Here is a 23273-nt window from a genome sequence, read left to right as displayed (position 1 = left end):
TCCCCTCCTACGCGTCGAGCGGACCGCGTTCGTAGCGGAGGACCGAGGAGTCGACGACGGCCCCGTGATCAAGGACGAGCTCGGTGGGGCAGTCGTGGCCGAGGAAGGCGAAGAGGCTCGCGGTGAGCCCGTAGGCGCCGACGTTCGGCACCACCACGTGGTCCCCGACAGCCAGTTCGGCCTGTTTGCCGCGGCACCAGAAGTCGAGGGGGGTGCACAGCGGCCCGACCACGTCGATGCGCGGGAGGCCGCCGGTGGCGAGGGAGCCGGCAGAGCCCGGTGGCCGGCTTGCGTGGAATTCCGGCTGCACGCGGGGAATCCGCCCCAGTCCCGTCATGCCCCCCAGATGGTTGATGCCGGAGTCGAGGACCGCGAACCGCTTCCCCTTGGACTCCTTGACGTCCAGCACCTCCGCGACCAGCCACCCGGCGGCGCCCACCAGGTACCGGCCCGACTCGAAGAGCAGGCGGGGCCGCCCGGGCCCGGCCGGGTGGTGCAGGTCGAACGCCTCCTGGACCGCCGGGCCGATGCCTGACAGATCGAGGTCCTCGTCCTCCTTGGCGTACGCACGGGGGAAGCCTCCGCCCAGGTCCAGGAGACGGGGGCGCAGCCCCAGCACCCGGCAGATCCGGGCCGAGAGTTCGAGCGAGTCGGTGAACTGCCGGGCCAGCGCCGCGGCCGTGGGAACGTTGCTGCCGAGGTAGAAGTGCAGACCGGCGATCGCACAGCCGTCCGTCGAGGTGAACTCCTCCGGGCGAGCCAACAACTGCTCAGCGTCGATGCCGAACTGGGAGGGCACCCCGGTCATGGCGAGCCCCGGCTCCAGGGCGCCCTGCTCGGGGTTGACCCGCAGCAGAACGTCGACGGGGCAGTCGAGGCGGGAGGCCGACTCACGTACGACGGCGAGCTGGGCGGCGGAGTCCACCGAGAACAGCCGGGCGCCGGCCCTGATCGCGGTCTCGGTCTGCGCCCGGGAACGCCCCGGCCCCGTGTACACGACGTCGTCGGGGCTCATCCCCGCGGCGAGTGCAGCAGCCAGCTCGGAGCGCGAGGACACCTCGGCACCGCAGTTCAGCCGCGCGAGTTCCGCGACCAGCGCGGGGTGCGGATTCGCCTTCAGTGAATACAGGACGCCCGATCCGGCGGGCAGCGCATCGGCGAGCTCCCCGAACGCCTGGCGTACACGGGCGAGTTCGTAGACGTACAGAGGACTGCCGTGCGCGGCGGTCAGGGAATCCCAGTCGGGGGCGGCCCGCTCGGCGGTCACCTGCTCGACCGGTGGCGTGAGGGAAGTCATCGGGCGGACTCCAGTGCTGTACGCAGCGCGGCCTTGTCGACCTTGCCGTTTCCGTTGAGGGGCAGGGTGCCGACCACCTGGACCCGGGTGGGCAGTTTGTAGTCGTCGAGCCGGGCCCGGAGGGCGGCCATGACCTCGTCGGCCGCTGATTCGGTGCGGGCCGCGAGCACAGGCCCGGCGGATCCGGTGACCACGAGCGCCGCCGCGTCCACCCCCGGCACGTTCAGGGCCGCCGCCTCGATCTCCAGCGCGCTCACCCGGAACCCCCGGCTCTTGTAGACGTCGTCCTCCCGGCCGTGGAAGTAGAGGTAGCCGTCCTCGTCCAGGGAGCACAGGTCGCCCGTGAACAGCGCCCGACGCCCCTGGTACGTGCGGAACCGGCGCGCTGTCATCTCGGGGGCGCGCCAGTACCCGGCCATCACATGGGGACCGGTCACGACCAGTTCGCCCTTCACCCCCGGTGGCTGCGGCCTGCCGTCCTCGTCGACCACCACGCACGTGGTCCCGGGCAGTGGGCGGCCCACGGAGCCAGGGCGGTCCGCCAGTTCGTCGGGGTCCAGGATGGACACCCGCTTGCACTCGGTGAGGCCGAACATCAGGTGGATACGGGCCGCCGGGAAGAGCCGCCGGAACCCTTCGACGTAGCTCTCCGGGAAGTGGGCGCCGGTGTTGGTGACCATGCGCAGCGGGGGCGGCGCGGCGGTGGTGCGTCCGGCCATCCGTAGCAGGATCTCCGCCATGGAGGGCACGGCCGGCAGGACGGTGACGTCCCACTCGCGCAGCTGACGCAGGAGGCCGGGCCCGGCGTCGGCCGTCGAGCCGAGTGCCAAGGTCGCACCGGCGGCGCAGGACAGGAACACCTGGTAGAGGCCGTAGTCGAAGGACAGGGGCAGAAAGCAGCCCACCACGTCGTCGGCACGCAGCGCCAGCCGGTCCTGGATCGCGGCGACGGCGAACCGCATGCCGGCGTGGGTGCTGACGACGGCCTTGGGCATGGCGGTGCTGCCCGAGGTGTAGATGAGCGCCGCGACGGCGGTGCCGGACACGGCGGGACGGGCGTCCGGAACACCCTGGGCGACGGGCTCTCCGTCCTCCTCCGCGGCAATCGGGTGGACCGGCACTTCGGTGTCCGAGAGGCGCAGCGTCTCGCGGAATTCTTCGTCGGTGAGGACGAGCGCGGGTGCGCAGTCCGCGAGGATGTGCCGCAGCTGGTACGGCTTGACCGTGGGCGAGACCACGACGAACGCCGCTCCCAGCCTGGACAGCGCGAAGAGCGTGGCCACCGACTCGGCGCCTCCCCGCCCGAGCAGGACCACACGGTCGCCGCCGCCGACTCCGAGCCCGCTGAGGCGTCGTGCCGAGGACAGGCTGCGGGCCGCCAGTTCGGCGTACGTCCACTGGGTGTCCCGCGTGCGCAGCGCCGGTGCGGCGGGAGTGCGTCGGGCGGTCTTGTCGAGCAGTCCGTGGAGTGGGCCGGCGGGTGTGGTCAGCACGTGTCACCCCAGTAGACGGAGACGAGGCGCAGTTCGTCCGCCCCGGTGTTGGTGAGGTGGTGCTCGATCCCCGACTCGAAGAGGACGACGTCACCCTCGCCGATCGGGAAGGTCTCCTCCCCCCGGACGAGAACGCCCCGGCCGGTGGAGACGACCCAGATCTCGTGCTGGGGATGGGAGTGCAGAGGCAGTTCCGCGCCCGCCTCGACCACGGCCGTGTTGAGGGTGAACGGCATGTCCTTGCCGATCGCCCTGGGCAGGACCAGATCGTTGAGGGTGACTCCCTCCGCGAGGGGGCGGCCGAACTTGCGGACCGGGCCGGCCGCCCTGCGGGCGCGGGCCGCCGGTCCGTCTGCCGATGCGGTCATGAAGGGGTCCTCTCTTCTCCGTTCGCCCGCACAGCGGCCAGTACGCCGGTGAGCGCGCCCGCGAGTGCGGTGGGGTCGGTGAACGTCTCGGGAGCGTGGAGTTCGGCCGGGAACTCCACACCGTGCGAGGTCTCCAGCATGGCGACGACCGAGATGATCCCCAGCGAGTCGAGCAGGCCGGAGTCGAGAAGTTCGGTGTCGGGGGCCAGTTCGGGCCTTCCGGGAATGACCTCGCGCAGGGAGTCGAGCACCGACTCCAGGACGATTCGCTGTTCGCTCAACACCGCTCCTCGGGTACTGCGGCCAGCTGTTTCAGTGCGACGCGGTCGGCCTTGCCGGTGCCGGTGCGCGGCAGGCCGTCCAGGATCCGCAGTTCACGGGGCACCATGTAGGCGGGCAGCAGCTTCCGGCACCAGGCGACCAGTTCGGCGGAGGCCAGGGAGCCGGGCGTCCGCAGAGTGACGAAGGCGATCAGCTCGTGGGTGCGTTCCGGATGCGGCCGGGTGCTGACCACCACGTCCTCGACGGCCGGGTGCGTGCCGAGGCCGGCCTCGACCTCACCGGTCTCGACGCGGAAGCCGCGGGTCTTGATACGGCCGTCGCGCCGGCCGCGGAAGTGCAGCAGCCCGTCGGCGTCCCACGTCCCGAAGTCCCCCGTGCGGTACGTCTCGTAGGTTTCGCCCCCCGATTCGACCGTGATGCGGGAGGCCGCCGTCATGACCGGGTCGCCCAGATAGCCTTCGCACATCGTCGCGGTGTGCACCACGATCTCGCCCTCGGCACCGGGTTCGGTCAGTACCCGGCCGGCCGGGTCGATCAGGAACACCTTGGAGTCACCGAAGGGCAGGCCGATCGGGATGCGGTCGAGACGCAGATGCTCGGGGCGCACCGCGAGCGCGGTGACGGCATTGGTCTCGACGGGGCCGTAGATGTTGACGATGCCGGCCTGCGGCAGGAGCGCGGCCAGCTCGCGCAGCGGCGGCACCGGGAACTCCTCGCCCGAATACATGAGTGTACGCAGCCGCGGCAGGCCGCCTTCGGCCAGCGAGGCGCTGCGCAGCAGGCCGATCCACGCGGAAGGCACCGCGTACATGCTGGTCGCCCCCTCCTCACGCAGAACGCGGCAGACCGCCTCCGGGAAGAGGATCGTCCGGTCGTCGAGGAGAAGGACCGCCGCACCGCGCGACAGCGTCCCGAACAGGTCGAAGACGTGCATGTCGAAGTGGAGGGGCGCGTAGCAGGCCACCACGTCGTCGGCTCGTACGCCGATGAGATCCTGCGCCCACCGCAGGAACGTCACCGCGTTCGTGTGGGTCGTCAGAACGCCCTTGGGGCGGCCGGTGGATCCCGAGGTGTACAGGATGTTCGCGATGCCGGAGGGCTCCCCGTCGGCCGGACCGCGCGGAGCTTCCTTCTCCAGCCGGCCGAGCGGTACGGCCACGGCGGCGGAGCTCCCGTCCAGGGCGGGGGGCCGCACACCCGGGGCGCCGTCGTCGACGAGGAGCAGCCGGGCACCGCTGTCGCGCAGGAGGAGTTCGCGCCTGGCGGCGGGGACGGAGGGGTCGATCGGTACGTACGGGACGCCCGCGAGGAGGCAGCCGAGCATCGCCGCGACCGTACCGGGGGTCTTGGTGGCGTGCAGGGCCACCGGGGCGGCGGTGCCCTGGACGGCGGCGGCCAGGGCACGGGCCCGCTGCGCGAGGGCGCCGTAGCCGGTGCGTTCACCGCGGAAGATCAGAGCGGTGGCATCGGGGTGCGCGTCGGCGACCGCCAGGATGCGATCGGTGAGCCTTTCCACTGTCAGACCGCCCCCTTGGCATCGAGGTGGGTGAGCAGGTCCCGCGCGAAGGCGGTCTCGGCGTCGGCCAGCCGGCCGGCGACCAGGTCGAAGCTGGCCGTTGAGGGCTTGGCGCCCTTGGCGACCCGCTGGGAGTTGACGAAGGCGAACTGCGAGGCACGGCGCCACGGCAGATCGATCTCCTCGTGGAAGCGCTGCGCGAGGTCTGCGGGCAGCAGGTCCGGCCGGGTCCCGGCGAGTCTGCCCAGCCAGACGGAGTGGCAGGAGCGGGCCCTGGTCACCTCCCAGCAGCCGAGGTCGTAGCGGCCCATCGCCTCGGGGTCGGTGGCGTTGTCCCTGGCCCACTGGGCGTACGTGGCCATGTCACCGCGCTCGCCGACCTGGCGCAGTACCGCTTCGGCGTTGGCCCGCAGCGCATCGGCGGGGTCGGTGGGGTTCGCGGGCACGCGCGAGACGAGGAAGAGCACCTCGCCGCGTTGCCCGGGGCCCAGGGCTGCCACGAGCTTCTCGAACTCCGGCCGCGGAACGCGGGCGGGGCCGGGCACCACGCGCCCCCACGGGGTGGAGTTGGTGTAGGTCTCGACGATGTGGAAGGCGTCGTCGGTGACACCGGCGAGGATGGTGGGGTGCGCGGAGCTGTCGTTGCCGAAGTAGGGCAGCCACGGCATGTGGAAGGCGTCCCCGTAGACGATCAGGGGGGTGCCCTCGGCGACGAGGGCGGCGACGTCGTCGTAGTAGCCGGGCAGGGGGAGTTGCCTGCGCTCGAAGACCAGACCGGTCTCGCGGGCGATCGAGTCCAGGACCGGCACGCGCAGGGTGACCGGTACCTCGTCGGTGGTGCGCAGTTCGAAGCTCCACTGGAGGCCCATGGCCGCGGACGGCTCACTCACTCCGTAGAACTGCTGGAGGGCAGCCAGGTGGGCGTTGTCGCAGTTCAGCCACGGAGCATCCGTAACGGTTTCCACGACGGGTATGACGCCCGGGGACTGTGTTGTCACGTCTATCCACCTTCTTGTGTGCCGCGTACACAAAGAGGGTGTACGCGGAGCGAGTACGGGACGGATGCGCCCGGAGGGGAGCGGGCCGGGGGCTCGCACCGGGTCAGGCGGGCGCGGTTGTCCGGCGCATCCGGTGGATCTGCCGGCTCAGGGCGGCGGCGGAGGCGAAGTTCCCGTACCCGTCGCCGGGTGCGGGACGCGAGGTCAGGGACCGGGCGAGCGGAGCGAGCTCCGGGCCTGCGGGGGCGCCGTCGACGATCCACTCGGCGAGCCGCTTCCCGACGATGGGGGCGGTCTTGAAGGAGCTGCCCGAGTCGCCCACCACGCAGTACAGCCCGGTCGCCTCCGTCAGATGGTCGACGACCGGCCTGCTGCCGGGGCCCATGGCCACCAGCCCGGCCCAGCCGCCGCGCATGGGCGCGCCGCGCAGGCCGGCGAAACGGCCGGCGAGGTGCTGCCGGCAGAGCTCGACGTACCACTGGTCGACCCCCTCGGGGCCGTCGCCGGGGCCGTCGACCGGGAGGGCCCACTCCAGCCCTGCCAGGACCGACGTGCGGGTGTCGGGCCTGAACCAGGATCCGCGGACCTGGTCGAGGAGTACGGGCCCGCCCTGGAAGGCACCGGGCTCGGTCCGGAAGGCGGCGACCTGGACCCGCCTCGTGGTGAGACCCAGGTCGAGGCCGAGGGCGGCGAGAAGCCCGGCCGACCAGACGCCGGCGGCCAGGACCACGGCGGACGCGCCGATCACCGCGCCGGAGTCGGTCTCGACACCCCGGACGCGTCCTTTGGCGACCAGCAGACGGCGCGCCGAGGCCCGCTGGATCTCGGCCCCCGCGCGGCGGGCCCCGTCCAGGTAGGCGCGGGTCGTGAGCAGCGGGTCCGCGTAACCGCCCGACGGTTCGATGACCGCGGCGCCGACGTCGGCGAAGTCGCCGCCGGGCCACAGCTGCCGCAGTTCCGTCGGATCCAGCTCCCTGACGGGGATGCCGGCACTCCGCTGCGCCGCGACGTTGTCCCGCATCGCGGCGGTGAACCGGGCGGGCAACAGGTGGACGATGCCGGTGCGGGTGAGCCCCGTCTCGCCGCCGGTCAGTTCCGGGACCCTGCCCAGTTCCAGCAGCCCCTGGTGGGCGAGGAGCGACTCGGGGAGCGAGGCATGGTGCACAGTGACCATCGCCCCCGACTTGGCCGTCGCCGATCTGGGCGAGGGGGTGTCGAGAAGGACGACGTGGCCCGCGCCCCGGGTGGCGAGATGGAAGGCCGTGCTGGCCCCGTTGATGCCACCGCCGATGACGACGACGTCCGCGCCGCCGGTCATGACCGCGTTGCGGTGTGCCCCGCGCCCGTGTCGGCGGGTGACGGTGCTCCCACGCGCACGTGGGCCCGGATGTCGGCGAAGACGGCGTCCGCGGACCGGGAGGCGTCGATCACCCGGAAGGTGTCGTACTCGGGGAGGGACCGGAAGGCGTCACGGAACCGGGTCAGGAAGTCCGTCGTGTTCGTGTCGGCTCCGCGCCGGAGCACCCGCTCGGCGGCGGTTTCCGGGGCGACGTCGAGGAAGAAGACCGTGTCGGGCAGCGGAAAGCAGCTGAAAAGCCGGCGCAGCAGCGGCTCGTTGGCGGTGTCGAAGGCGCGGGCCAGCGCGAACTGGGCGTGCACATAACGGTCCACGACGACGATGTGACCGGGGCGGCCGAGGTCTTCGTCGAGCTCCAGCAGCTCCCGCCACTTCATCACGCTCGGGATGAACTGCCCGAAGTCCTTGCCGAACAGCTCGAAGCGGTTCTGGAGCCCTTCCTCGCGGGCAAGCCGGTCGAGTGCCTGGCGGACCGGGCGGAAGGTCCGATTGGGAAACCAGGTGACGGAATGCCCGTCGGCGCGCAGCGTCTCGACCAGCCGCAGGGCGGCCGTCGTCTTGCCGGACCCGTCCGTGCCCTCGATCGCGATCAGGTCGGCCCGCTTCTTGATGCTGCCCGGGCCACGTTCCGCTCCGGAAACGGACGCAGGGTCGCTCATTTCTCTCCCCCGTGTTCATGGACGTACGAACGTGTTCCCGCACGTACGAACCCCACGCCCACCCCCTCCGGCGGCGCGAGGACTTCCGGGACAGTACCCGCTCGTAGATCGCCCGGCCAGAGGGTGTCCATCTATAGGGACGGAAGCTCAGTAACCCTCTCTGACCTGGGAGTTGATGGCCCGATGCCCTGGCTCCTCACCAGCCGCGGCGGGGACCTCGCAGGGCGGCGTCGCGCAGTTCACCGGAGTGTGTCGCGACGAGCTCACGGCATATCTCCATGACCGATTCGACCCAGCTCCGGGGATCGTCCGCCCGCAGATCCCGCAGGCATTCGACGGCCCAGTACGTATCGAAATCCATGAAGTCCGGGGCGACTTCGCGGAATCTGCGGGCCCGGAGCTCGGGGGCGCAGGTGCCGTATCCACCGTGGCTCTCCAGCAGGGCGTCGACGGCATGGCCGAACGCCTTCCGGGCGGAGAGCACCGCGCTGTGCAGATCCCCGGAGGCCAGCTGGCCGAGGGTGTCCTCGACGGAACCCTCCGCGTCTCCGAGCGACCGGGTGACGGCGATGTCCCGGAAGGCGCCCGCCTCCGCGCGCCCGCGCCGGTCCGACACCCACTCCGTACCGCTCAGGGCGCGCCCGGTCAGGAGGTTCTCGACGAGCAGCTCCTCGGCCTCGACCAGGAGGGGCGCGGCTCCGACGGCGGCGAGGCGCTCCCGGGTCGTCTTCGCCAGGACCTGGTCGACCTGGCACTCGGTCCAGTACGTCACCACCGAGCGCCGACCGTCCAGACGCAGCGTGATGCCGCCGACGACGGGGGGTTCCAGGGGCACGCGTCCGTTCACCGCGGAGGGCGGACTCCAGGGCGTGCGGGTGACGACACGGATGTCGTGGCTCGCTGCCGGATCCGGCCATCCGCGGGCGGTCGGGCCCCCGCAGAACACCGCGACGGCGTTGCGCGGCAGGAGGTCCCCCGCCGTCAGAAGCGGCAGGAGGCGCGAGAGTTCAGGCACGTTCGCTCCAGGTGACGGAGTGGGCGCCGGCGGGAGCACCCGGACGGGGCCGGGCCAGGGCCGCGGATGGCTGTGACGGGTTGCGCTCTCGCCGTCCGGGCACGCGCGCGGCGCTGGTGAGAAAGACCCGGGCGGCAGCTGCGGATGAACGTACCACCCGCCCGACCCGGGGCCGCGCGACCACCAACTACCCGCTTTGAGCTGCGAGAAGGCGTTCGTACCGCCCCGGTGTACACATGCTGGACAGTGCTCGATCCGCGAGCTGCCCCGTGGGTATAGTGCGGCCCGCCGCTACGGGGAGTACGGCTGTCGGGACAGTTGTGCGGTGTGACGGGGGCGTCGTTCTGCCAGGGGCGGGATCGTGTGCTCGGACCGTCGGCGCCAGAACGGAAAGAGGCACGTTTGCTGAGCCATACCGTCCAGCCCTTCGAACCGGTCAGCACTTTTCGTGACGAGCCCGCCGACTACCGCCGTATCGGCAGGTCCGCCTTCCTGCGCATGCTTTTCGACATGCGGATCGTGCGCCTTTTCGAGACAGGTCTGATCGAACGCGCCGCACGCGGCGAGGTGACCGGACCGGTGCACACCGCGATCGGCCAGGAAGCCGTTCCGGCCGCCGTGCTGCGCCATCTGCTGCCCGGCGACCACGTCATGGGGAGCCATCGCGCGCACCAGCACTTTCTGGTCCAGTCCCTCGCCCAGACCCTCGACAGCGCGTGGGACCCCCTGCGCGACCGGTTTCCCGAGGGGGCCGCGAAGCAGCTCGGCGCGGCGTTCGCCGAGATCATGGGCCTGACCACCGGGGTGAACCACGGCGCCGGGGGGTCGATGCACCTGCGGGACGCGAGCGTCGGCTTCATCGGGTCGACCGCCATCGTGGGCGGGGGCATACCGCTCGCGAGTGGTCTCGCGTTCGCGCACTCCCTCCGGGGGACCGACGGCTGCGCCGTGTGCTTCATCGGCGACGGGGCGGTCAATCAGGGCACGTTCCACGAGACGGCCAATCTCGCCCGGGTGCTGGGCCTTCCCCTGCTGATCGTCGTGGAGAACAACGGCTACGCGGAGGCCACACGTCCCCAGGAGGTGTCGGCCGTTCTGCCGCTGGCGTCCCAGGGCGCCGCGCACGGCCTGCGCGCGGTGGAGGTCTCCTGCGACGAACCGGCCGCTCTCGTCTCGGCCGCCGGCGCGCTCATCGACGGGGTGCGGCGGGGCGACGGGCCCGCGCTGCTCGAAGTGCGGACCTACCGCCACCTGGACCACACGGGCGGCCGCCCGGGCAGCGCCGCGGGCTACCGGAGCGCCGAGGAGGAGGCGCACTGGCTGCGCCGGGATCCTCTGGAGTCGCTGGCTCCGACGCTCCTGCGGGAGGGCCTGCTGGCACCCGGCGAGGAGCGTGCGGTGGCCGAGGCCGCGGCAGCGGTCACCGCGCGGATCTTCGAGGAGGTGAGCACGCCGGAGGCGGCCCCTCCGACGCTGGACCCCTTCGCTCTGCTGCGGGCTCCCGTGCTTCCCCGATTCGGGGAGGACCGGCCCGGCCGTGACACGCCCGGTCCTGCGCGATCCGATGAGCCGGCGACGGAGCTGACCTTCGAGGAGGCGATCGGCGAGGGCCTGGCCAGGGCTCTGGCCGGATCGCCCGAGGTCGTTCTGCTCGGTGAGGAGGTCGGCAAGCCCGGTGGCCTGCTGGCGCGGACTGGCCGCCTGAACCCGGCGCTCGTCGGCTCGCGGATCATCGACACCCCGATAACGGAGGCCTCGTTCGTAGGTCTCGCGGGCGGGGCGGCGATGGTCGGGGTCCGTCCGGTGGTGGAGCTGATGTACGGAAGCTTCGCGCTGATCGCCGCCGATCAGCTCTTCAACCACATAGGCATGGTCCGCGCCCTCTACGGCAACACCGCCCAGGCACCGGTGATCGTCAGGACCAAGGTGCCCGTCGGGCTGGGCTACGGGCCGCAGCACGGGCTGAACCCCGTTGGACTGTTCGCCTCGTTCCCCGGCTGGCGGGTGTACGCGCCCGCCGACGCCCGGGACTACCTGGGCGTCCTCCGCTCGGCCCTGGAGTGCGACGACCCGGTCCTGATCGTCGAGTTCACCCAGCTCTACGACGAAGTGCTGGCCCTGACCGAGGCGGACCTCACCGCCCGGCTCCCTCTGGAGGGGGCCCGGCGGATACGTCGGGGATCCGACGTCAGCATCGTCACGTACGGGCTCGGCGTCCGTTGGGCCATCGAGGCGGCGGAACTGCTCACGGCGTCCGGGATCGACGCCGAGGTCGTCGACCTGCGTGCGCTGGACACCGTGGCGATGGACCGGGCGACGGTGGAGGAATCGGTTCGGCGCACCGGCCGCGGCCTGTTCGTCGACCCGGCCGCACGCGGACAGGCCATCGGCCCGCGTCTCGTCGCCGAACTCGTGGAACGGGTCGCCGGACTCCGCCTCGCCTGTCTGGCCTGCGCGGACGTCCAGCCGGTGGCCCACCAGCTGGAAAGGCAGGCGGTCATCGGGGCCGCCGATGTGGTGAGGGCCGTCGAGCGGCTCGTCCGGAACAAACGATCGGGAGAAGCGGAACAGTGACCCATACGACGGACAGCGCGACGCAACCCGAGCCGACACAGGAATTCCTCGGCGTTCTCCGGGAGTTCCTGCCTGCCCTGCCCGCGGGCGAGGAGCCGGCCCCGGAGGCGACGCTTGCCTCCTACGGACTCGACTCGCTGGGGTCCATCTCGCTGATGCTGGCCCTGGAGGAGACGCTCGACATGACCTTCCCCGAGGAGCGGCTGAGCGCCGAGACGTTCCGTACGATCGGTTCGCTGTGGCAGACGGTCACAGAGATCCGGCAGGCACCGTGAGCACCACGCCCGGCGGGGCCGACGAGCGGGTGCGTGACGCCGACGAGAACGTCCGGCGCGAGGCCGTTCTCGCCCTGGCGCGGCGACTGAGCGACGAGTTCGCCCGGGGAGCCGCGAAGACCGACGAGGCGGCCGCCTTCCCCGCCGCCCACGTGCAGCGGCTGCGCGAGACCGGCCTGCTCGGCCTGCTGGTGCCGACCGCCCACGGCGGGCTCGGCCTGGGACTGCACGACATGACGCGGGTGGGCCGGATCCTGGGCGCCGGCTGCGCTTCGACGGCGATGATCTGGGCCATGCACTGCCAGCAGGTCGCGACGTTGGTGCGGCACGGCGGGGAGGAACTGCGCTCCCGAGTCCTTCCCCGGATCGCCGCGGGGGACTGCCTGCTGGCCTCGATCACCACGGAGGCGGGCAAGGGCGGGCATCTGCTGTCCGCGCTGGCGGCGCTCGACACCGACGAGAACGGGCTGCTCCTGGAGCGCGACGCCCCGGTGGTGACGGCCGGCCTGGAGGCCGACGCCTACCTGGTCACGATGCGTACCGGGCCCGACAGCCCGGCCAACGACGTCTCGCTCGCCTTCGTCCCGCGCGAGGACGCCGAGGTCGCCTTCCGGTCCGGCTGGGAGACCCTGGGGATGCGCGGCACGGCGAGCGTCGGCCTCACCCTGCGGGCGAGGCTCACCGAGGAGCACCTGGTGGGCGGGCCCGCAGGCTTCCCCGCCGTGGCTGTGCGGACACTGATCCCGGTCGGGCACCTTGCCTGGTGCGCGGTGTGGCTCGGCGTGGCGCAGGGCGCGCTGCGCCATGTCGTCGGTCTGCTGCGCGACCCCAAGGTCCGTCGTGAACGGGGCCGTTCGGATCTCGCCTCGCACCAACTGGCCCGGGTCCGGCTGCGTCTCGACGCGGCGGGAGCTTTCCTGGGCGCGTGCCTGACCGAGTACGAGGAACTGGACGCCCTCGATTCGGCGGGACCCGGCCGCCACTCCGACGTCGCCTTCCAACTGCACATCAACGGACTGAAGGTGGAGGTCTCGGAAGCGGCGTTCGGCGCCGTGGACGACCTCGTCCAGATCGCCGGGCTCCGGTACGGCTACACACGTTCGCCCGGCACACCCCTGGAGCGAGCCTTCCGCGATCTGCGCGCGGCGAGACTCATGTACTCCAACGACCGGCTGCTGGTCGCCAACGGGCAACTCGCCCTGCTGGACCGAGAGGTGGGGCTCCTCTCGGTCGACGGCACCTCGGGGTCGGGCCATGCCGCGCTCTTCTCCACGGCCGACGGGAAGGCGTGAGGGTGGCGACCGAGCAGGACTTCTCCACGGTCCCCGTCCTCGAAAGCCCGTCGGTACGCCTGGTTCCGCTCGACGCCGGCCACGTCCCGGGCCTGGTCGAGGCGGCCCGCGAGGAGCGGGAGCGGTTCCGGTTCACCGACGTGCCCGCCGACGAGACCCGTATGGCGGCCTACGTCGAGCGGGCCGTGACGGGACGCGCCAAGGGAGAGGCGGTGCCGTTCGCGGTGACCGACCCTTTCGACGGGCGGGTGCTGGGCACCACCCGGTTCTGCTACTTCGAGCACTGGAAGTGGCTGCCCGAGCACCGGCCCCGTCCCGTGGGCGTGCCGGAGGCCGTCGAGATCGGCTACACCTGGCTGACCGTCCGGGCGCAGGGCACCGGCGTCAACCGGGAGGCGAAGCGGCTGCTGCTCGGATTCGCCTTCGAGCAGTGGCGGATGCGCCGGGTGACCTTCCGCACCGACGTCCGCAACATGCGCTCGCGGCGAGCACTCGAAGGGCTGGGAGCGAGCCTGGACGGGGTGCTGCGCAACGCCCAGGCCGGATACGACGGCACGGTGCGCGACACCGCCGTCTACTCGGTCCTCGACACGGAGTGGGCCCGAATCCGCGACCGGCTCGACGCGAGAACACGGTGACTGCGCCGTCTTCGGCACCGGTGACACCACTGACCGGGCACTTCGGTGCGGCGACCGAGCAGGTGCTGCGCGTCGCGGCACACGAGGGGAACCCCGGACACATCCTGAAGGTGCTTTCCCCGCACGCGGGAAACATCCACGGGATGGGCCCGGGGATCGGGCGCGACCCGCGTGACTGCCACTACTGGGCGCGCGAGCGGTACTTCTACGAGGCGCACGACTCGGGTGAGCTGGGCGTCTGGTCGGACGGCCCGCTGCGGCCGCCCGCACTGCTCGGCGTCACCGAGGGTCCGGACGGCGCGGTGACGCTCGCGCTGGAGGACGTGGCCGAGCCGTACGAACGGTGGTCGCTCACCGACTACCGGGAGGTCGCCGAGCACCTGGGCGCGTTCAACGGTGCTCGCCTGCACGCTGCTTCGCAGGATCCGCCCGAGTGGATGAGCCGCGGCTGGCTGCGGTGGTGGTTCGGCTCGACGGTGCCTGCGACGATCTCGGCCCTGCGCACGCTCACCCCCCGGGCACGAACCGCGGTCTCGGACGTCCTGGACCCCGTGGCGGCCGTCGCGCGGACCACCCGCATCTGGCGGAGCAGGACCGCACTGCTCGACCGGCTGGACGCGGCGCCCGTCGCGCTCGGTCACCTCGACGCCAATCGCCTCAACCTGCTGCGCGTCTCGCCGGACCGCACCGTAGCCGTCGACTGGTCCTACACCGGCATGGAAGCACTCGGCGCGGACGCGGCGCAGCTGTTCGCGTCGAGCGCGGCACGGCTGCTGATCCCGGCCGGGGAACTCGGGATCTATCACGACGCGGTCCTGGAGGGGTATCTGGCCGGACTGCGGTCGGCCGGTGTCCCCGTACGCGTCCTCGCCGGCGTACCGGCCTGGTACGACCTGGCGATCTGCCTGCGGTGGGGCGCGACCCACCTGTTCTGGGTGCGCCGCGTCGCCGACCCGGAACTCCTCGCCGTCCTGGAGGAGCGGTGGTGGAGCCGGACGTACGACAGTGCCGCACCCGGACTCGCGCTGCTCGACGCCTACCTGGCCGCCCTCACCGAGGAGGTCCTGCGGTGACGGTGTTCGTTCTGGTGCACGGCGCGTGGACGGGCGCGTACGTCTGGCGTGGCGTGCGGGAGCCGCTGCGGCAGGCCGGGCACGAGGTCTTCGCACCGTCGCTGACCGGTCTCGGCGAGCGGGTCCACCTCGCGCGTCCCGGGATCGATGTGGAGACGCATGTCCAGGACGTCCTGAACCTGCTGCGGTACGAGGACCTGGACCGGGTGGCGCTCGTCGGGCACAGCTACGGCGGGGTCGTGGCGCAGGTCGCGGCGGTGCGAGCCCCGCACCGGGTGGCCCATCTGGTGCTCCTGGACGCCCTGCTGGCGCGGGACGGCCGCTCCGTGCAGTCTCTCCGCCGCCATCCGGACCCCGGAGGCGACTGGATCGCGCCGCCGCGCCTCCAGGGCACGGACCCGGCGCGGCTGGCCAGGCTGCTGCCCGTCGCCCGACTCTCCCTCCAGCCCGCGGCGACCTTCCGCGAGCCGCTGTCGCTCCCGATGGCCGTGGAGGAAGGCCCGTTCACCCGGACGTACGTGCGTGCCGCGGCCCGTACGCCCTCGTCGGCCTACGCCGCGGCGGCGCGGACGGCACGTACGCACCCCGCATGGAGCTATCACGAGCTGGAGGCAGGCCACGACATGATGCCGGACCATGCGCCGGACGTGGCACGTCTGCTGGGCTCCGTGGCCACCGTCGGGGACCGAGGCGGCCGGACCGCCGGTGGTGCGGGCGGCCCGGCCCCGTCTCAGTGACCGGCGAGTGCGGCCACCAGCGTGTCCGGAAGCGCGAAGTCCACCGTGGGCACGAAGGTGTCACCGATGGCGTGGACCAGCGTCCCGCTCCCGGTGCCCACAACGGTGACCTGCTCGGACAGCGCCCGTCCCGGCTCCACCCGGGCCTGCGGCTTCGGCTCCCCGCCGACGAGCCGCGCGACCGCCAGCTCCTGTGGGACGAGCCGCACGCAGGTCCAGTTGTTCAGGTCGTCCCACACCAAGGGTTGCACCTCGTCCTCGCGCACCAGACGGAGCGGGTGGTCGGTGCCGTAGGCATCGAGTGCGGAAGCGGCCACGGACTCCACCCGGCCGGCGTCCTGCGGGAAGAGCCGGCCGGCGATCCCGCGCGCGTGGGCGACGGTGACCTCGCAGCGCACGTCCCCGTCGGCACCGGTCACCGGCGGCACCGGCTCCGGGGAGAGGGCCGGGGTCAGGCGCGCGATCTGCTCGCTCTGAGCCGGGGTCACCTCGCACCAGTCGCGGACCCGTCCCAGGCAAGTGGCGAGGAACGGCAGCAGACCGGCGTGGTCGAGAGTCGCGTGGACGTACGCGATGTCGAGGTCGCGCTCCAGACACAGCAGCAGGTCGTTGACCATCTTCGCGGTGACGAAGCAGTCCCCTGCCGCGTTGGCGACGACGGCGCACACATCGTCCTCGAACGCGAGCGGACCGCCGGGAGTGCCGTGGCCTTCCCAGGTGCGGCGCAAGGGCATGACCGCGCAGTGGCGCACGGAGTAGGGGCCCGCGTGGATGTCGATGGAGAGCCGGTCACGGTTCGGGGTGGTCAGCCGGATCTGGCCGTACAACTCGCCCGTGGTGACGTCACGCTTGAACCAGGGCAGCTCGATGTCGAGGTATATGTAGCTGTCCTCGCGCAACCGCCGTGCCAGCTTCCAGGCGTCGTCCATGGTGGTGACGAGGACGTCCAGGTCACCCACGTCCCGACGACACCCCTCCGGGTAGAGGGGGCGGAAGGAGAACCCCTTCATCGTCCACCAGGAGACACCCTCCTCCTCGGCGAACCGGGTGACGAGCCGGCCGACCTCGGCGGAACTGCTCCAGCGGCTCGCCATGACGGAGGCGCGCTCGGCGAGGCGCTCGGCGAACTCGGTGAACAGTTCACGGTCCTCGGGGGCCGCGGTGAGAGCCAGGCTCTCAGCGGTGGCCCGGGACATGCTGCTGATCTTGTGACGGAACAACAGGTCCGCGGCCTCGCGGCTGCCCACCTGCCGCAGAGCGTCGAGAAGCTCCGGAGTGCCGTGCCGGGGCTGGAGGATGCCGAAGGAGAGCAGTCGCTCGCGTACAGCGTCGTCGGCCACGTTCTGTCCCATGATTGTCGTCTTCTTCCTCTCGTGCGGTGTCAGGCCGGCAGGAGCCGGGCCAGGGCCCGGTGCACGCCCTCGACACATCCCGTCAGGTCGTCGTCGGCCGCCCCGGTGAAGGACAGCCGCACGGCGTTCTTGTGCCAGCCGAACGCCGACCCGGCGCCGACGGCGAGGCCTTGGACCGCGAGTTCCTCACAGGCCGTCTGTTCCGTCACGCCGTCGGGCAGCACGAGCGACAGCGAGGGGCCGTCACCGTGGCACAGCCGTACGCCGGCAGGCGGGTTCAGGGCCTGGGCGAAGCGACGGCACCGCGCGGCCGGCCCGTACAGGGCACCGGGAAGGAGCAGTTCGAGCCCGCCCCGTCCGATGAAATCGGCCCAGGCGAGCTGCCAGCCGGTCGGTGGCCCGCCCGCGGCGGGGCGGTCGGGTCCGGCACCGCCCGGCGTGACGCGCCAGCCCAGCGAGACACCACCGCCGGCCAGTTTGTGCAGGCTGCCCAGCAGGACGGCACGCCGGGGCCGGGGCGCGTCGGGCGCGCACCAGTGGTACGCCTGGTTGACGACGACCCTCGCGCCGTCCGCGGCCAGGGCGTCCAGCCGGTCGGCCTCGGCCCGGGTCAGGGTCCGGCCGTCGGGGTTGCGAGCGGGGCTGGTGATCCACAGGACACTGTCCGGGGGGAACCCGCGACCCGCCAGGATGTCCTCCCAATCGCGCGAGACGACGCGCTTCCCGTACTGCTCGGCCAGCCTGGGCACGCTGAGGAAAGTGGGCCGTTCCACCACCAGGGTCCCGGTGTCCGCCAGGAGGGCGGCAACCTGGCCGCGGATTCCGGAGGTGACGGCGAGTTCCTCGGGGTTGGCGCCGACGTGTTCGGCCAGTGTGTGCCGCAAGGCGGACGCCCCGGTGCGCGGCGAGGTGTCCCACGCCCCCCGACCCTTCACGGTGCCGCTCAGAACGGTGTCCCAGAGGCGGCGCGCTTCGGGGTTCCAGCCGGGGAACGGGCCCGTGAGGTCGATCAGTGGAGTCTCCTAGCCGTGCCGGTGCCGCGCGGTGAACGTGCTGATCCGGCATGGATTAAAGGGAGTGCGATCCGGTGCTGTCAACGTACGCCCAGACAGTGAGACGAGAGGCGGGGGAGAGGGAATCGCCTCGATTCCACATGCCAATACGGGGATTGACGGCCGACGTGCCGAGTGCTGTGATGATCAGCCGTCATTTGTTCAAAAAGATTCAGTGGAACAGGAATTCGCCGATGATCGATGCCGGGACCGTCATGCTCCGGCTCTCGGATCGGGGGCTACTGCCCGACGATACGGTAGCGGTGTTCTGGGTGGGTTCGGTGGCACGTGGATGGGCCAACTCCACAAGCGACTTCAATTTCTACATCATTTCCGAATCCGCGTGGTCGCGGGAGGGAATGGCCGCGAAATCGGCGCCCCTGAACCCCTCGGTGATCCCCGTTCACGTCCTTCAGGTCGACGGTGTCTGCTGGAAGTTGAAGCACTGGACAACGGGACAGGCCGACCAGATGCTCGCGAAAGTCGGGTGGGAAGCTTTCGCCGCGCACCGTTCCGGCGAACTCCCGCTCGTGGAGATCGAGGAGCTGTTCGTCGAGCGCCTGGAGAGTGGGCTGCCGGTCTCCGGCGCGGAATGGCTGGCCCGCTACCGGCAGCTGGCACGGGAGAGCGCCTTCCGCGCCTTCATCACGACACGTTCGCTGGACGCGGCCGACCGGTGTGCCGAGGACGCCGCGGCGCGGCTCGCGGCCGGCGATCCGCACGGCGCGGTGCTCGCCGCCCGCCGGGCATTCGGGTTCACGGTCGACGCCCTTCTCGACAGCCGAGGCAACCACGGCATTTTCACGCCGAAGTGGCGGGCCCGCCGCTTCGGTGAACTGCGCCCCGATTCTTTGTCGTTCGACGCGTACTGGGGCATCGAGACCATGGCGGATCTGGATCAGGCGCGCCCCGGCGACTGGGTACGCGAGGTACTGGCGGTCTGCCGTCGTGTCGCCGCCGAGATCGGTGACGTGTCGGCACCTGCCATGTGACACGCACGTGCCCGCAGGTTGCAGGTTGCAGGTTGCAGGTCGCGGGGCCGGCCGGTGGTTCGCGTCTGCCGGTACCGCTCCAGGAAGTCCGGCCCGAGAGCCCCCCGGCCCGCGTTCTCGCGAAACCCGGATGCCGTGCCGCGCCCGCGTCCGGCACCCTGGGCCCCATGAACACCCCGCCCCTCCCGCCCCGCCACCAGATCCGCGCGCTCCAGACCGCCACGACGGTCACCGTCTACCAGGCGTACCGGCCGGCCATCGGCCTCCCCGCCGCCCGCGACGGACGGTTCCCCGACGAGTGGAAGCGGGACCGGATGACGTGGATCAAGCCCAGCTTCCTGTGGATGATGTACCGCTGCGGCTGGGGCACCAAGGAGGGGCAGGAGGTCGTCCTCGCCGTCGAGATCGAGCGGGCCGGCCTGGAGTGGGCGCTCGCGAACGCCGAACTCTCCCATTACGTACGCGGTGTGCACCCGGACCAGGCCTCCTGGCAGCGCAGCCTGCGCACCGCCCCCGCCCGGGTGCAGTGGGACCCCGAACGCGACCTCGACCTGAACCCGCTCCCGTACCGCTCCCTCCAGCTCGGGCTGAGCGGCGAGGCGTCCCGCCGGTACGCGGACGAGTGGACCGTCTCCGTACGCGATGTCACCCCGCTCGCCCGCGAGGTGCACGCGGCGGTCCGGGCGGGGGAGCGGGAGCGGGCCGCCGCCCTGCTGCCGGTGGAGACGCCGCTCGACCTGGCGGCGCCCCGGCCGGTGCCTGACGCCTCGAAGGCGCCCTGTATCTGACTTTCGGCAGTGCCGGACGGCTTCCCGGTCTCCGTAACCTCTCCCTCGTGAACAGCTTCTCCCTCGTGAAAAGGACGGCCGGTGGGCGGCCCGGCCTCCGGTGGGCGGACCCGGGAGGTCTGCTGGTGTCGGCGACGGCGGCGTTCGGCGCGCTCAGCCTGGTGGGGTGGTGGTGGGGCCTGCCGACCGCGGTCGCCGCGTTCGCCGCCGGGCGGGGGCCCGGGCGCGGCAGGACCGTCGTCCTGTGCGTGGCCGGGGCCCTGGTGGCCGGGGCGGTGGCGGTGGTCTTCGTGCCGTCCCTGCTCGCGCTCGCGACGCAGTTCGTCGCGGTCGTCGTCCTCGCCGTGCTGGTGCCCTGGTTCGTGGGGCGGTTCTCCCGCCAGTACCGGGAGCTGGTCCGGGCCGGCTGGGAGCGGGCCGAACAGATGGAACGGGAGCGGCGGTTGGTCGCCGAGCAGGCGAGGCTGCTGGAGCGGGCCCGGATCGCCCAGGACATGCACGACGTGCTGGGCCACGACCTGAGCCTGATCGCCCTGTCGGCCGGGGCCCTGAAACTGGCGCCCGGTCTGGACGAGCAGCACCGGCGGGCCGCCCAGGACATCCGGGGCCGGGCGGCGGCAGCGGTGGAACGCCTCGGCGAGGTCATCGGCGTCCTCCGCGAGGAGAGCGAGAGCCCGCCCCGGGGGCCGGGGGACGCAGACATCGCCCGGCTCGTCGGGGACGCTGCCGCCTCCGGGCTCCCGGTCGGACTCTCCGTGGACGGCGACGCCTCGGGGCTGCCGTCCGCCGTCGGGCGCGCCGCGCACCGGGTCGTGCAGGAGGCCCTGACGAACGCGGCCAAGCACGCGCCCGGCGCCTCCGTGCGCGTCGAGCTGTCGCACACGGCGGGGGAGACCCGGGTGGCGGTCCACAACGGGGCTCCTGCGGCCGGGGCCGCCGGGCGGTCGGCGCAACCAGCCGCGCAACCGTCCGGCGCACCGCCCCCCGGGCGCGGCGGTCGCGGGCTCATCGGGCTGGACGAACGCGTCCGCCACGTCGGCGGCTCCCTCGACCACGGCCCCCGCGACGGCGGCTTCACCGTTGCCGCCCGGCTGCCCCACCGGGCCCCCGCACAGCTCCCGCCGAGGCCCGCCGACAACCGGGAGAGTCCCGTACCCCCGGGCTACCGGCGGGCCCGGCGGCGCGTCCGGCGCACCCTGCTCACCGCGCTGACCGTGCCGCTGGCGGCGGGCGCGATGCTGCTCGCCGTGGTCGGGACGTGGGAGACCGTGGCCGCGTCCCGGTCCGTCCTCGACCCGGGCGACTACGCCCGCCTCCGGGTGGGGCAGGATCGGTCGGAGATCCAGAAGGTGCTGCCGGACCGGCAGTCGGTCGAGCGGCCGGCAGGGGCCGTTCCTGAGGAACGTGGAGTGACGTGCGAGTTCTACGCGATGACGGCCGACCGCTTCGACGACCGGTCCGGGGACGCGTACCGGCTCTGCTTCCGGGACGGCAGGCTGGTCTCCCGCGACGCGCTGACACCGTGAGCGCCCGATGAGCCGGGCCGGCACGGCGGCGGCCGGACCCGTCCGGGTGCTCGTCGCCGACGACGAGCCCATGATCCGGGCCGGCGTACGCGCCGTGCTCGCCACCGACCCGGGCATCGAGGTTGTCGCCGAGGCGGCCGACGGACACGAGGCCGTGGAGCTGGTCCGGGCGCACCGCCCGCACGTGGCCGTCCTCGACGTGCGGATGCCGCGGACCAACGGCATCGAGGCAGCCGCCGAGATCCGGCGCACCCTGCCCGACACCGGCGTCGTCATGCTGACCACCTTCGGCGAGGACGACTACATCCTGCGGGCGCTGGGGGCCGGGGCCGCCGGATTCCTGATCAAGTCCGGCGAGCCCGAGGAACTGCTCGCCGGGGTGCGGGCCGTGGCCGACGGCGCCGCCTACCTCTCACCGAAGGTCGCCGCCCGGGTGGTCGCGCACCTCGCGTCCACCGGGGCCGGGGCCCTGGCCGAACGGCGGGACGCCGCCCGGGAGCGGGTCGCCGGGCTGACGCCCAGGGAACGCGACGTGCTGGCGCACCTCGGCGGCGGACTGTCCAACGGGCAGATCGCCCGGCGGCTGCACCTGGTCGAAGGCACGGTCAAGGCGCACGTCAGCTCGGTCCTGGCCCGCCTCGGCGTCGACAACCGGGCCGCGGCCGCCGTCGTCGCCCACGAGGCCGGCATTCTGCCCCCACCACCGCCCTAGCAGCGCTGAGGCGAGCAGCCCGGCGGGGCGCACCAGCACCAGGAGCACCGAGGCGACCACCGCGCCGCCGAGCAGTGCGCCCGCGATCACGTCGTGCGGATAGTGGACCCCCACCAGGACCCTCAGCAGCGCTGCCGCCACCGCCACCGGCAGGGTCACCGCGGCCAGTCGGGGCCGCCGGACGGCCAGCCCGACGGCGAGGGCGGCGGCCAGGGTCGCGTGGTTGCTCGGGAACGACCAGTCGCCCGGTTCCGGGCACGCGGCGACCGCCTCGGCGCCGACCAGCGCCCGGCACGGCCGCTCCTCGTCGACGACCAGCTTCAGCGCCTCGCTGACGGCGTACGCCACGACGGTCCCGGCGCCGATGAGCACGGCCCCCGCCACCGCGTCCGGATCCCTCCGGCGCAGGGCGGTCCAGCAGACCCCGAGCAGCAGCAGGCCGAGGACGATCAGCGTGGCCTCCGACGACAGCTCCAGCAGATGCCCCACCCACCCGGGGGCATCGGCGACCGCCTCCGTCAGCGAGCGGTACGCGGTCACGGACGCCCCGTCCGTGACCTCGGTCGGGCTGGGCCGCCCCAGCCCTCCCGGCGAGAGCATCGTGATCACGGCGGCCGCCGTCGCCATCAGGGCGAACGATCCGAACAGCCGGGCCGGCCAGTGGTGTTGTTGGTGTGTGTGCTGTGCCATGCGGCGAACGTACGGAGGGGCGGCGGCCCGGCGCGGGGGCCGAAGGGCAGGAGCAGCCCCTGACGAAGGTCAGGGTTGACTCGCCTCCGTGCCGCCCCCGAACTCCCACACCAGCATCGCGAACCGCCCGTCGTCACCCGCCCCCGCCGACCGGTACGTGGCGAGCGCCGCCTCGTTGTCCGGCTCCAGGCCGACCCACAGGTCGTAGCACCCCCGCTCCCGGGCGAGGTCCACCAGCGCCCGGGTCAGGGCCCCGCCGATGCCCCGGCGCCGGAACGGGTCGTCCACGGCGAGTTCGTACAGGCACATCTCCGTGCCCTTGTCCGGGTGCAGCATCTCGATGCCCGAGACGAAGCCCGCCGGGACGCCGTCGACGTACGCGATCAGCAGCACATGGCCCTCCGCGGCGAGGAAGCGGGCCGCCCACTCCTCGCGGGGCGGGGCGTCGAAGAGATGGCCGACGGCCAGGAGTTCCGCGACGGTCGTAGCGGGGCGAATGTCCACAATGGCCTCCCGGGGGCAGAAGTTCCGTACCGCGTCCGGAGTACGGGCGAGGCGCACCGTACCTCTCAGGGAGGCCGCGCACT

Annotated in this window: 22 protein-coding genes and 1 pseudogene; 10 read left to right on the top strand and 13 right to left on the bottom strand. The window is 72.4% G+C overall.

Features of this window, described 5'->3' with window-relative positions:
* Positions 1 to 7: 7 nt before the first annotated feature.
* From IE140_RS27420 to IE140_RS27380, 9 genes are all read right to left on the bottom strand, one after another.
* On the bottom strand, positions 8 to 1297 hold the full coding sequence (locus IE140_RS27420; RefSeq protein WP_150194119.1) for a type III PLP-dependent enzyme domain-containing protein: 1290 nt from the start codon (positions 1295 to 1297) through the stop codon (positions 8 to 10).
* Complete coding sequence (locus IE140_RS27415; protein WP_229826918.1) at positions 1294 to 2790, bottom strand: class I adenylate-forming enzyme family protein; 1497 nt, start codon at positions 2788 to 2790, stop codon at positions 1294 to 1296. The genes IE140_RS27420 and IE140_RS27415 overlap by 4 nt, the downstream gene beginning before the upstream one ends.
* Complete coding sequence (locus IE140_RS27410) at positions 2784 to 3158, bottom strand: cupin domain-containing protein (protein ID WP_150194122.1); 375 nt, start codon at positions 3156 to 3158, stop codon at positions 2784 to 2786. Before IE140_RS27410 ends, IE140_RS27415 begins: the two co-directional genes overlap by 7 nt.
* Positions 3155 to 3439 (bottom strand): phosphopantetheine-binding protein, encoded by a 285-nt coding sequence (locus tag IE140_RS27405; protein WP_167533463.1) that lies wholly within the window; start codon positions 3437 to 3439, stop codon positions 3155 to 3157. The genes IE140_RS27410 and IE140_RS27405 overlap by 4 nt, the downstream gene beginning before the upstream one ends.
* On the bottom strand, positions 3436 to 4956 hold the full coding sequence (locus tag IE140_RS27400; RefSeq protein ID WP_150194125.1) for an amino acid adenylation domain-containing protein: 1521 nt from the start codon (positions 4954 to 4956) through the stop codon (positions 3436 to 3438). Before IE140_RS27400 ends, IE140_RS27405 begins: the two co-directional genes overlap by 4 nt.
* Before the next feature lie 2 nt (positions 4957 to 4958).
* Complete coding sequence (locus IE140_RS27395; RefSeq protein WP_150194127.1) at positions 4959 to 5954, bottom strand: cysteine peptidase family C39 domain-containing protein; 996 nt, start codon at positions 5952 to 5954, stop codon at positions 4959 to 4961.
* A gap of 103 nt (positions 5955 to 6057) precedes the next feature.
* Positions 6058 to 7272 (bottom strand): NAD(P)/FAD-dependent oxidoreductase, encoded by a 1215-nt coding sequence (locus tag IE140_RS27390; protein ID WP_150194129.1) that lies wholly within the window; start codon positions 7270 to 7272, stop codon positions 6058 to 6060.
* Positions 7269 to 7970 carry a dTMP kinase gene (locus IE140_RS27385; RefSeq protein ID WP_150194131.1) on the bottom strand — a complete coding sequence of 234 codons (702 nt, stop codon included), beginning with the start codon at positions 7968 to 7970 and terminating at the stop codon, positions 7269 to 7271. The genes IE140_RS27390 and IE140_RS27385 overlap by 4 nt, the downstream gene beginning before the upstream one ends.
* Before the next feature lie 196 nt (positions 7971 to 8166).
* Entirely contained in the window at positions 8167 to 8985 is an 819-nt protein-coding gene (locus tag IE140_RS27380; protein ID WP_150194133.1) for a hypothetical protein, read from the bottom strand.
* Positions 8986 to 9387: 402 nt separating this feature from the next.
* On the opposite strand from IE140_RS27380, the gene IE140_RS27375 reads away from it, so the two are divergent.
* The 6 genes from IE140_RS27375 to IE140_RS27350 are packed head-to-tail and all read left to right on the top strand — an operon-like array spanning position 9388 to position 15574.
* Positions 9388 to 11559 carry an alpha-ketoacid dehydrogenase subunit alpha/beta gene (locus IE140_RS27375; protein ID WP_189460795.1) on the top strand — a complete coding sequence of 724 codons (2172 nt, stop codon included), beginning with the start codon at positions 9388 to 9390 and terminating at the stop codon, positions 11557 to 11559.
* Entirely contained in the window at positions 11556 to 11834 is a 279-nt protein-coding gene (locus tag IE140_RS27370; RefSeq protein WP_150194137.1) for a phosphopantetheine-binding protein, read from the top strand. Before IE140_RS27375 ends, IE140_RS27370 begins: the two co-directional genes overlap by 4 nt.
* The gene (locus IE140_RS27365; RefSeq protein ID WP_229826917.1) at positions 11831 to 13126 is read left to right on the top strand and encodes an acyl-CoA dehydrogenase family protein; all 1296 of its coding nucleotides are present in this window, start codon (positions 11831 to 11833) and stop codon (positions 13124 to 13126) included. The genes IE140_RS27370 and IE140_RS27365 overlap by 4 nt, the downstream gene beginning before the upstream one ends.
* Positions 13127 to 13128: 2 nt before the next feature.
* Positions 13129 to 13764: a GNAT family N-acetyltransferase gene (locus tag IE140_RS27360; protein ID WP_150194139.1), complete on the top strand. Its 636-nt coding sequence runs from the start codon at positions 13129 to 13131 to the stop codon at positions 13762 to 13764.
* 20 nt (positions 13765 to 13784) lie between these two features.
* Complete coding sequence (locus tag IE140_RS27355) at positions 13785 to 14837, top strand: hypothetical protein (protein WP_167533464.1); 1053 nt, start codon at positions 13785 to 13787, stop codon at positions 14835 to 14837.
* On the top strand, positions 14834 to 15574 hold the full coding sequence (locus IE140_RS27350) for an alpha/beta fold hydrolase (RefSeq protein WP_167533465.1): 741 nt from the start codon (positions 14834 to 14836) through the stop codon (positions 15572 to 15574). The genes IE140_RS27355 and IE140_RS27350 overlap by 4 nt, the downstream gene beginning before the upstream one ends.
* Here the strand turns inward: IE140_RS27350 and IE140_RS27345 are convergent.
* The gene (locus tag IE140_RS27345) at positions 15568 to 16926 is read right to left on the bottom strand and encodes a nucleotidyltransferase family protein (RefSeq protein ID WP_167533466.1); all 1359 of its coding nucleotides are present in this window, start codon (positions 16924 to 16926) and stop codon (positions 15568 to 15570) included. The two genes, IE140_RS27350 and IE140_RS27345, sit on opposite strands and share 7 nt — an antisense overlap.
* Positions 16927 to 16955: 29 nt before the next feature.
* A complete protein-coding gene (locus tag IE140_RS27340; protein ID WP_150194145.1) occupies positions 16956 to 17810 on the bottom strand; it encodes an aminotransferase-like domain-containing protein in 855 nt (284 codons plus the stop codon).
* Positions 17811 to 18094: 284 nt separating this feature from the next.
* Between IE140_RS27340 and IE140_RS27335 the strand changes: the two genes are divergently transcribed.
* The 4 genes from IE140_RS27335 to IE140_RS27320 all read left to right on the top strand — a co-directional run bounded on the left by IE140_RS27335 (position 18095) and on the right by IE140_RS27320 (position 21996).
* Positions 18095 to 18970, top strand: a complete 876-nt coding sequence (locus tag IE140_RS27335; RefSeq protein ID WP_150194147.1) for a hypothetical protein — start codon at positions 18095 to 18097, stop codon at positions 18968 to 18970.
* Positions 18971 to 19137: 167 nt separating this feature from the next.
* The gene (locus IE140_RS27330; protein ID WP_189460793.1) at positions 19138 to 19758 is read left to right on the top strand and encodes a DUF4291 domain-containing protein; all 621 of its coding nucleotides are present in this window, start codon (positions 19138 to 19140) and stop codon (positions 19756 to 19758) included.
* 47 nt (positions 19759 to 19805) lie between these two features.
* Positions 19806 to 21284: a sensor histidine kinase gene (locus IE140_RS27325; RefSeq protein ID WP_373296199.1), complete on the top strand. Its 1479-nt coding sequence runs from the start codon at positions 19806 to 19808 to the stop codon at positions 21282 to 21284.
* Positions 21285 to 21291: 7 nt separating this feature from the next.
* Entirely contained in the window at positions 21292 to 21996 is a 705-nt protein-coding gene (locus IE140_RS27320; protein WP_150197833.1) for a response regulator, read from the top strand.
* Here IE140_RS27320 and IE140_RS27315 read toward each other — a convergent pair.
* A pseudogene (locus IE140_RS27315) lies at positions 21967 to 22686 on the bottom strand (phosphatase PAP2 family protein); the annotation flags it as partial. The gene IE140_RS27320 and the pseudogene IE140_RS27315 overlap by 30 nt on opposite strands.
* Positions 22687 to 22755: 69 nt before the next feature.
* Positions 22756 to 23190 (bottom strand): GNAT family N-acetyltransferase, encoded by a 435-nt coding sequence (locus IE140_RS27310; RefSeq protein ID WP_150197835.1) that lies wholly within the window; start codon positions 23188 to 23190, stop codon positions 22756 to 22758.
* Between the last annotated feature and the right edge of the window lie 83 nt (positions 23191 to 23273).

Source organism: Streptomyces parvus, from assembly GCF_014648875.1.
Lineage (GTDB): Bacteria > Actinomycetota > Actinomycetes > Streptomycetales > Streptomycetaceae > Streptomyces > Streptomyces parvus.
Note: the sequence above shows the minus strand (reverse complement) of the source record. Positions and strands in the feature narration are given on the sequence as shown.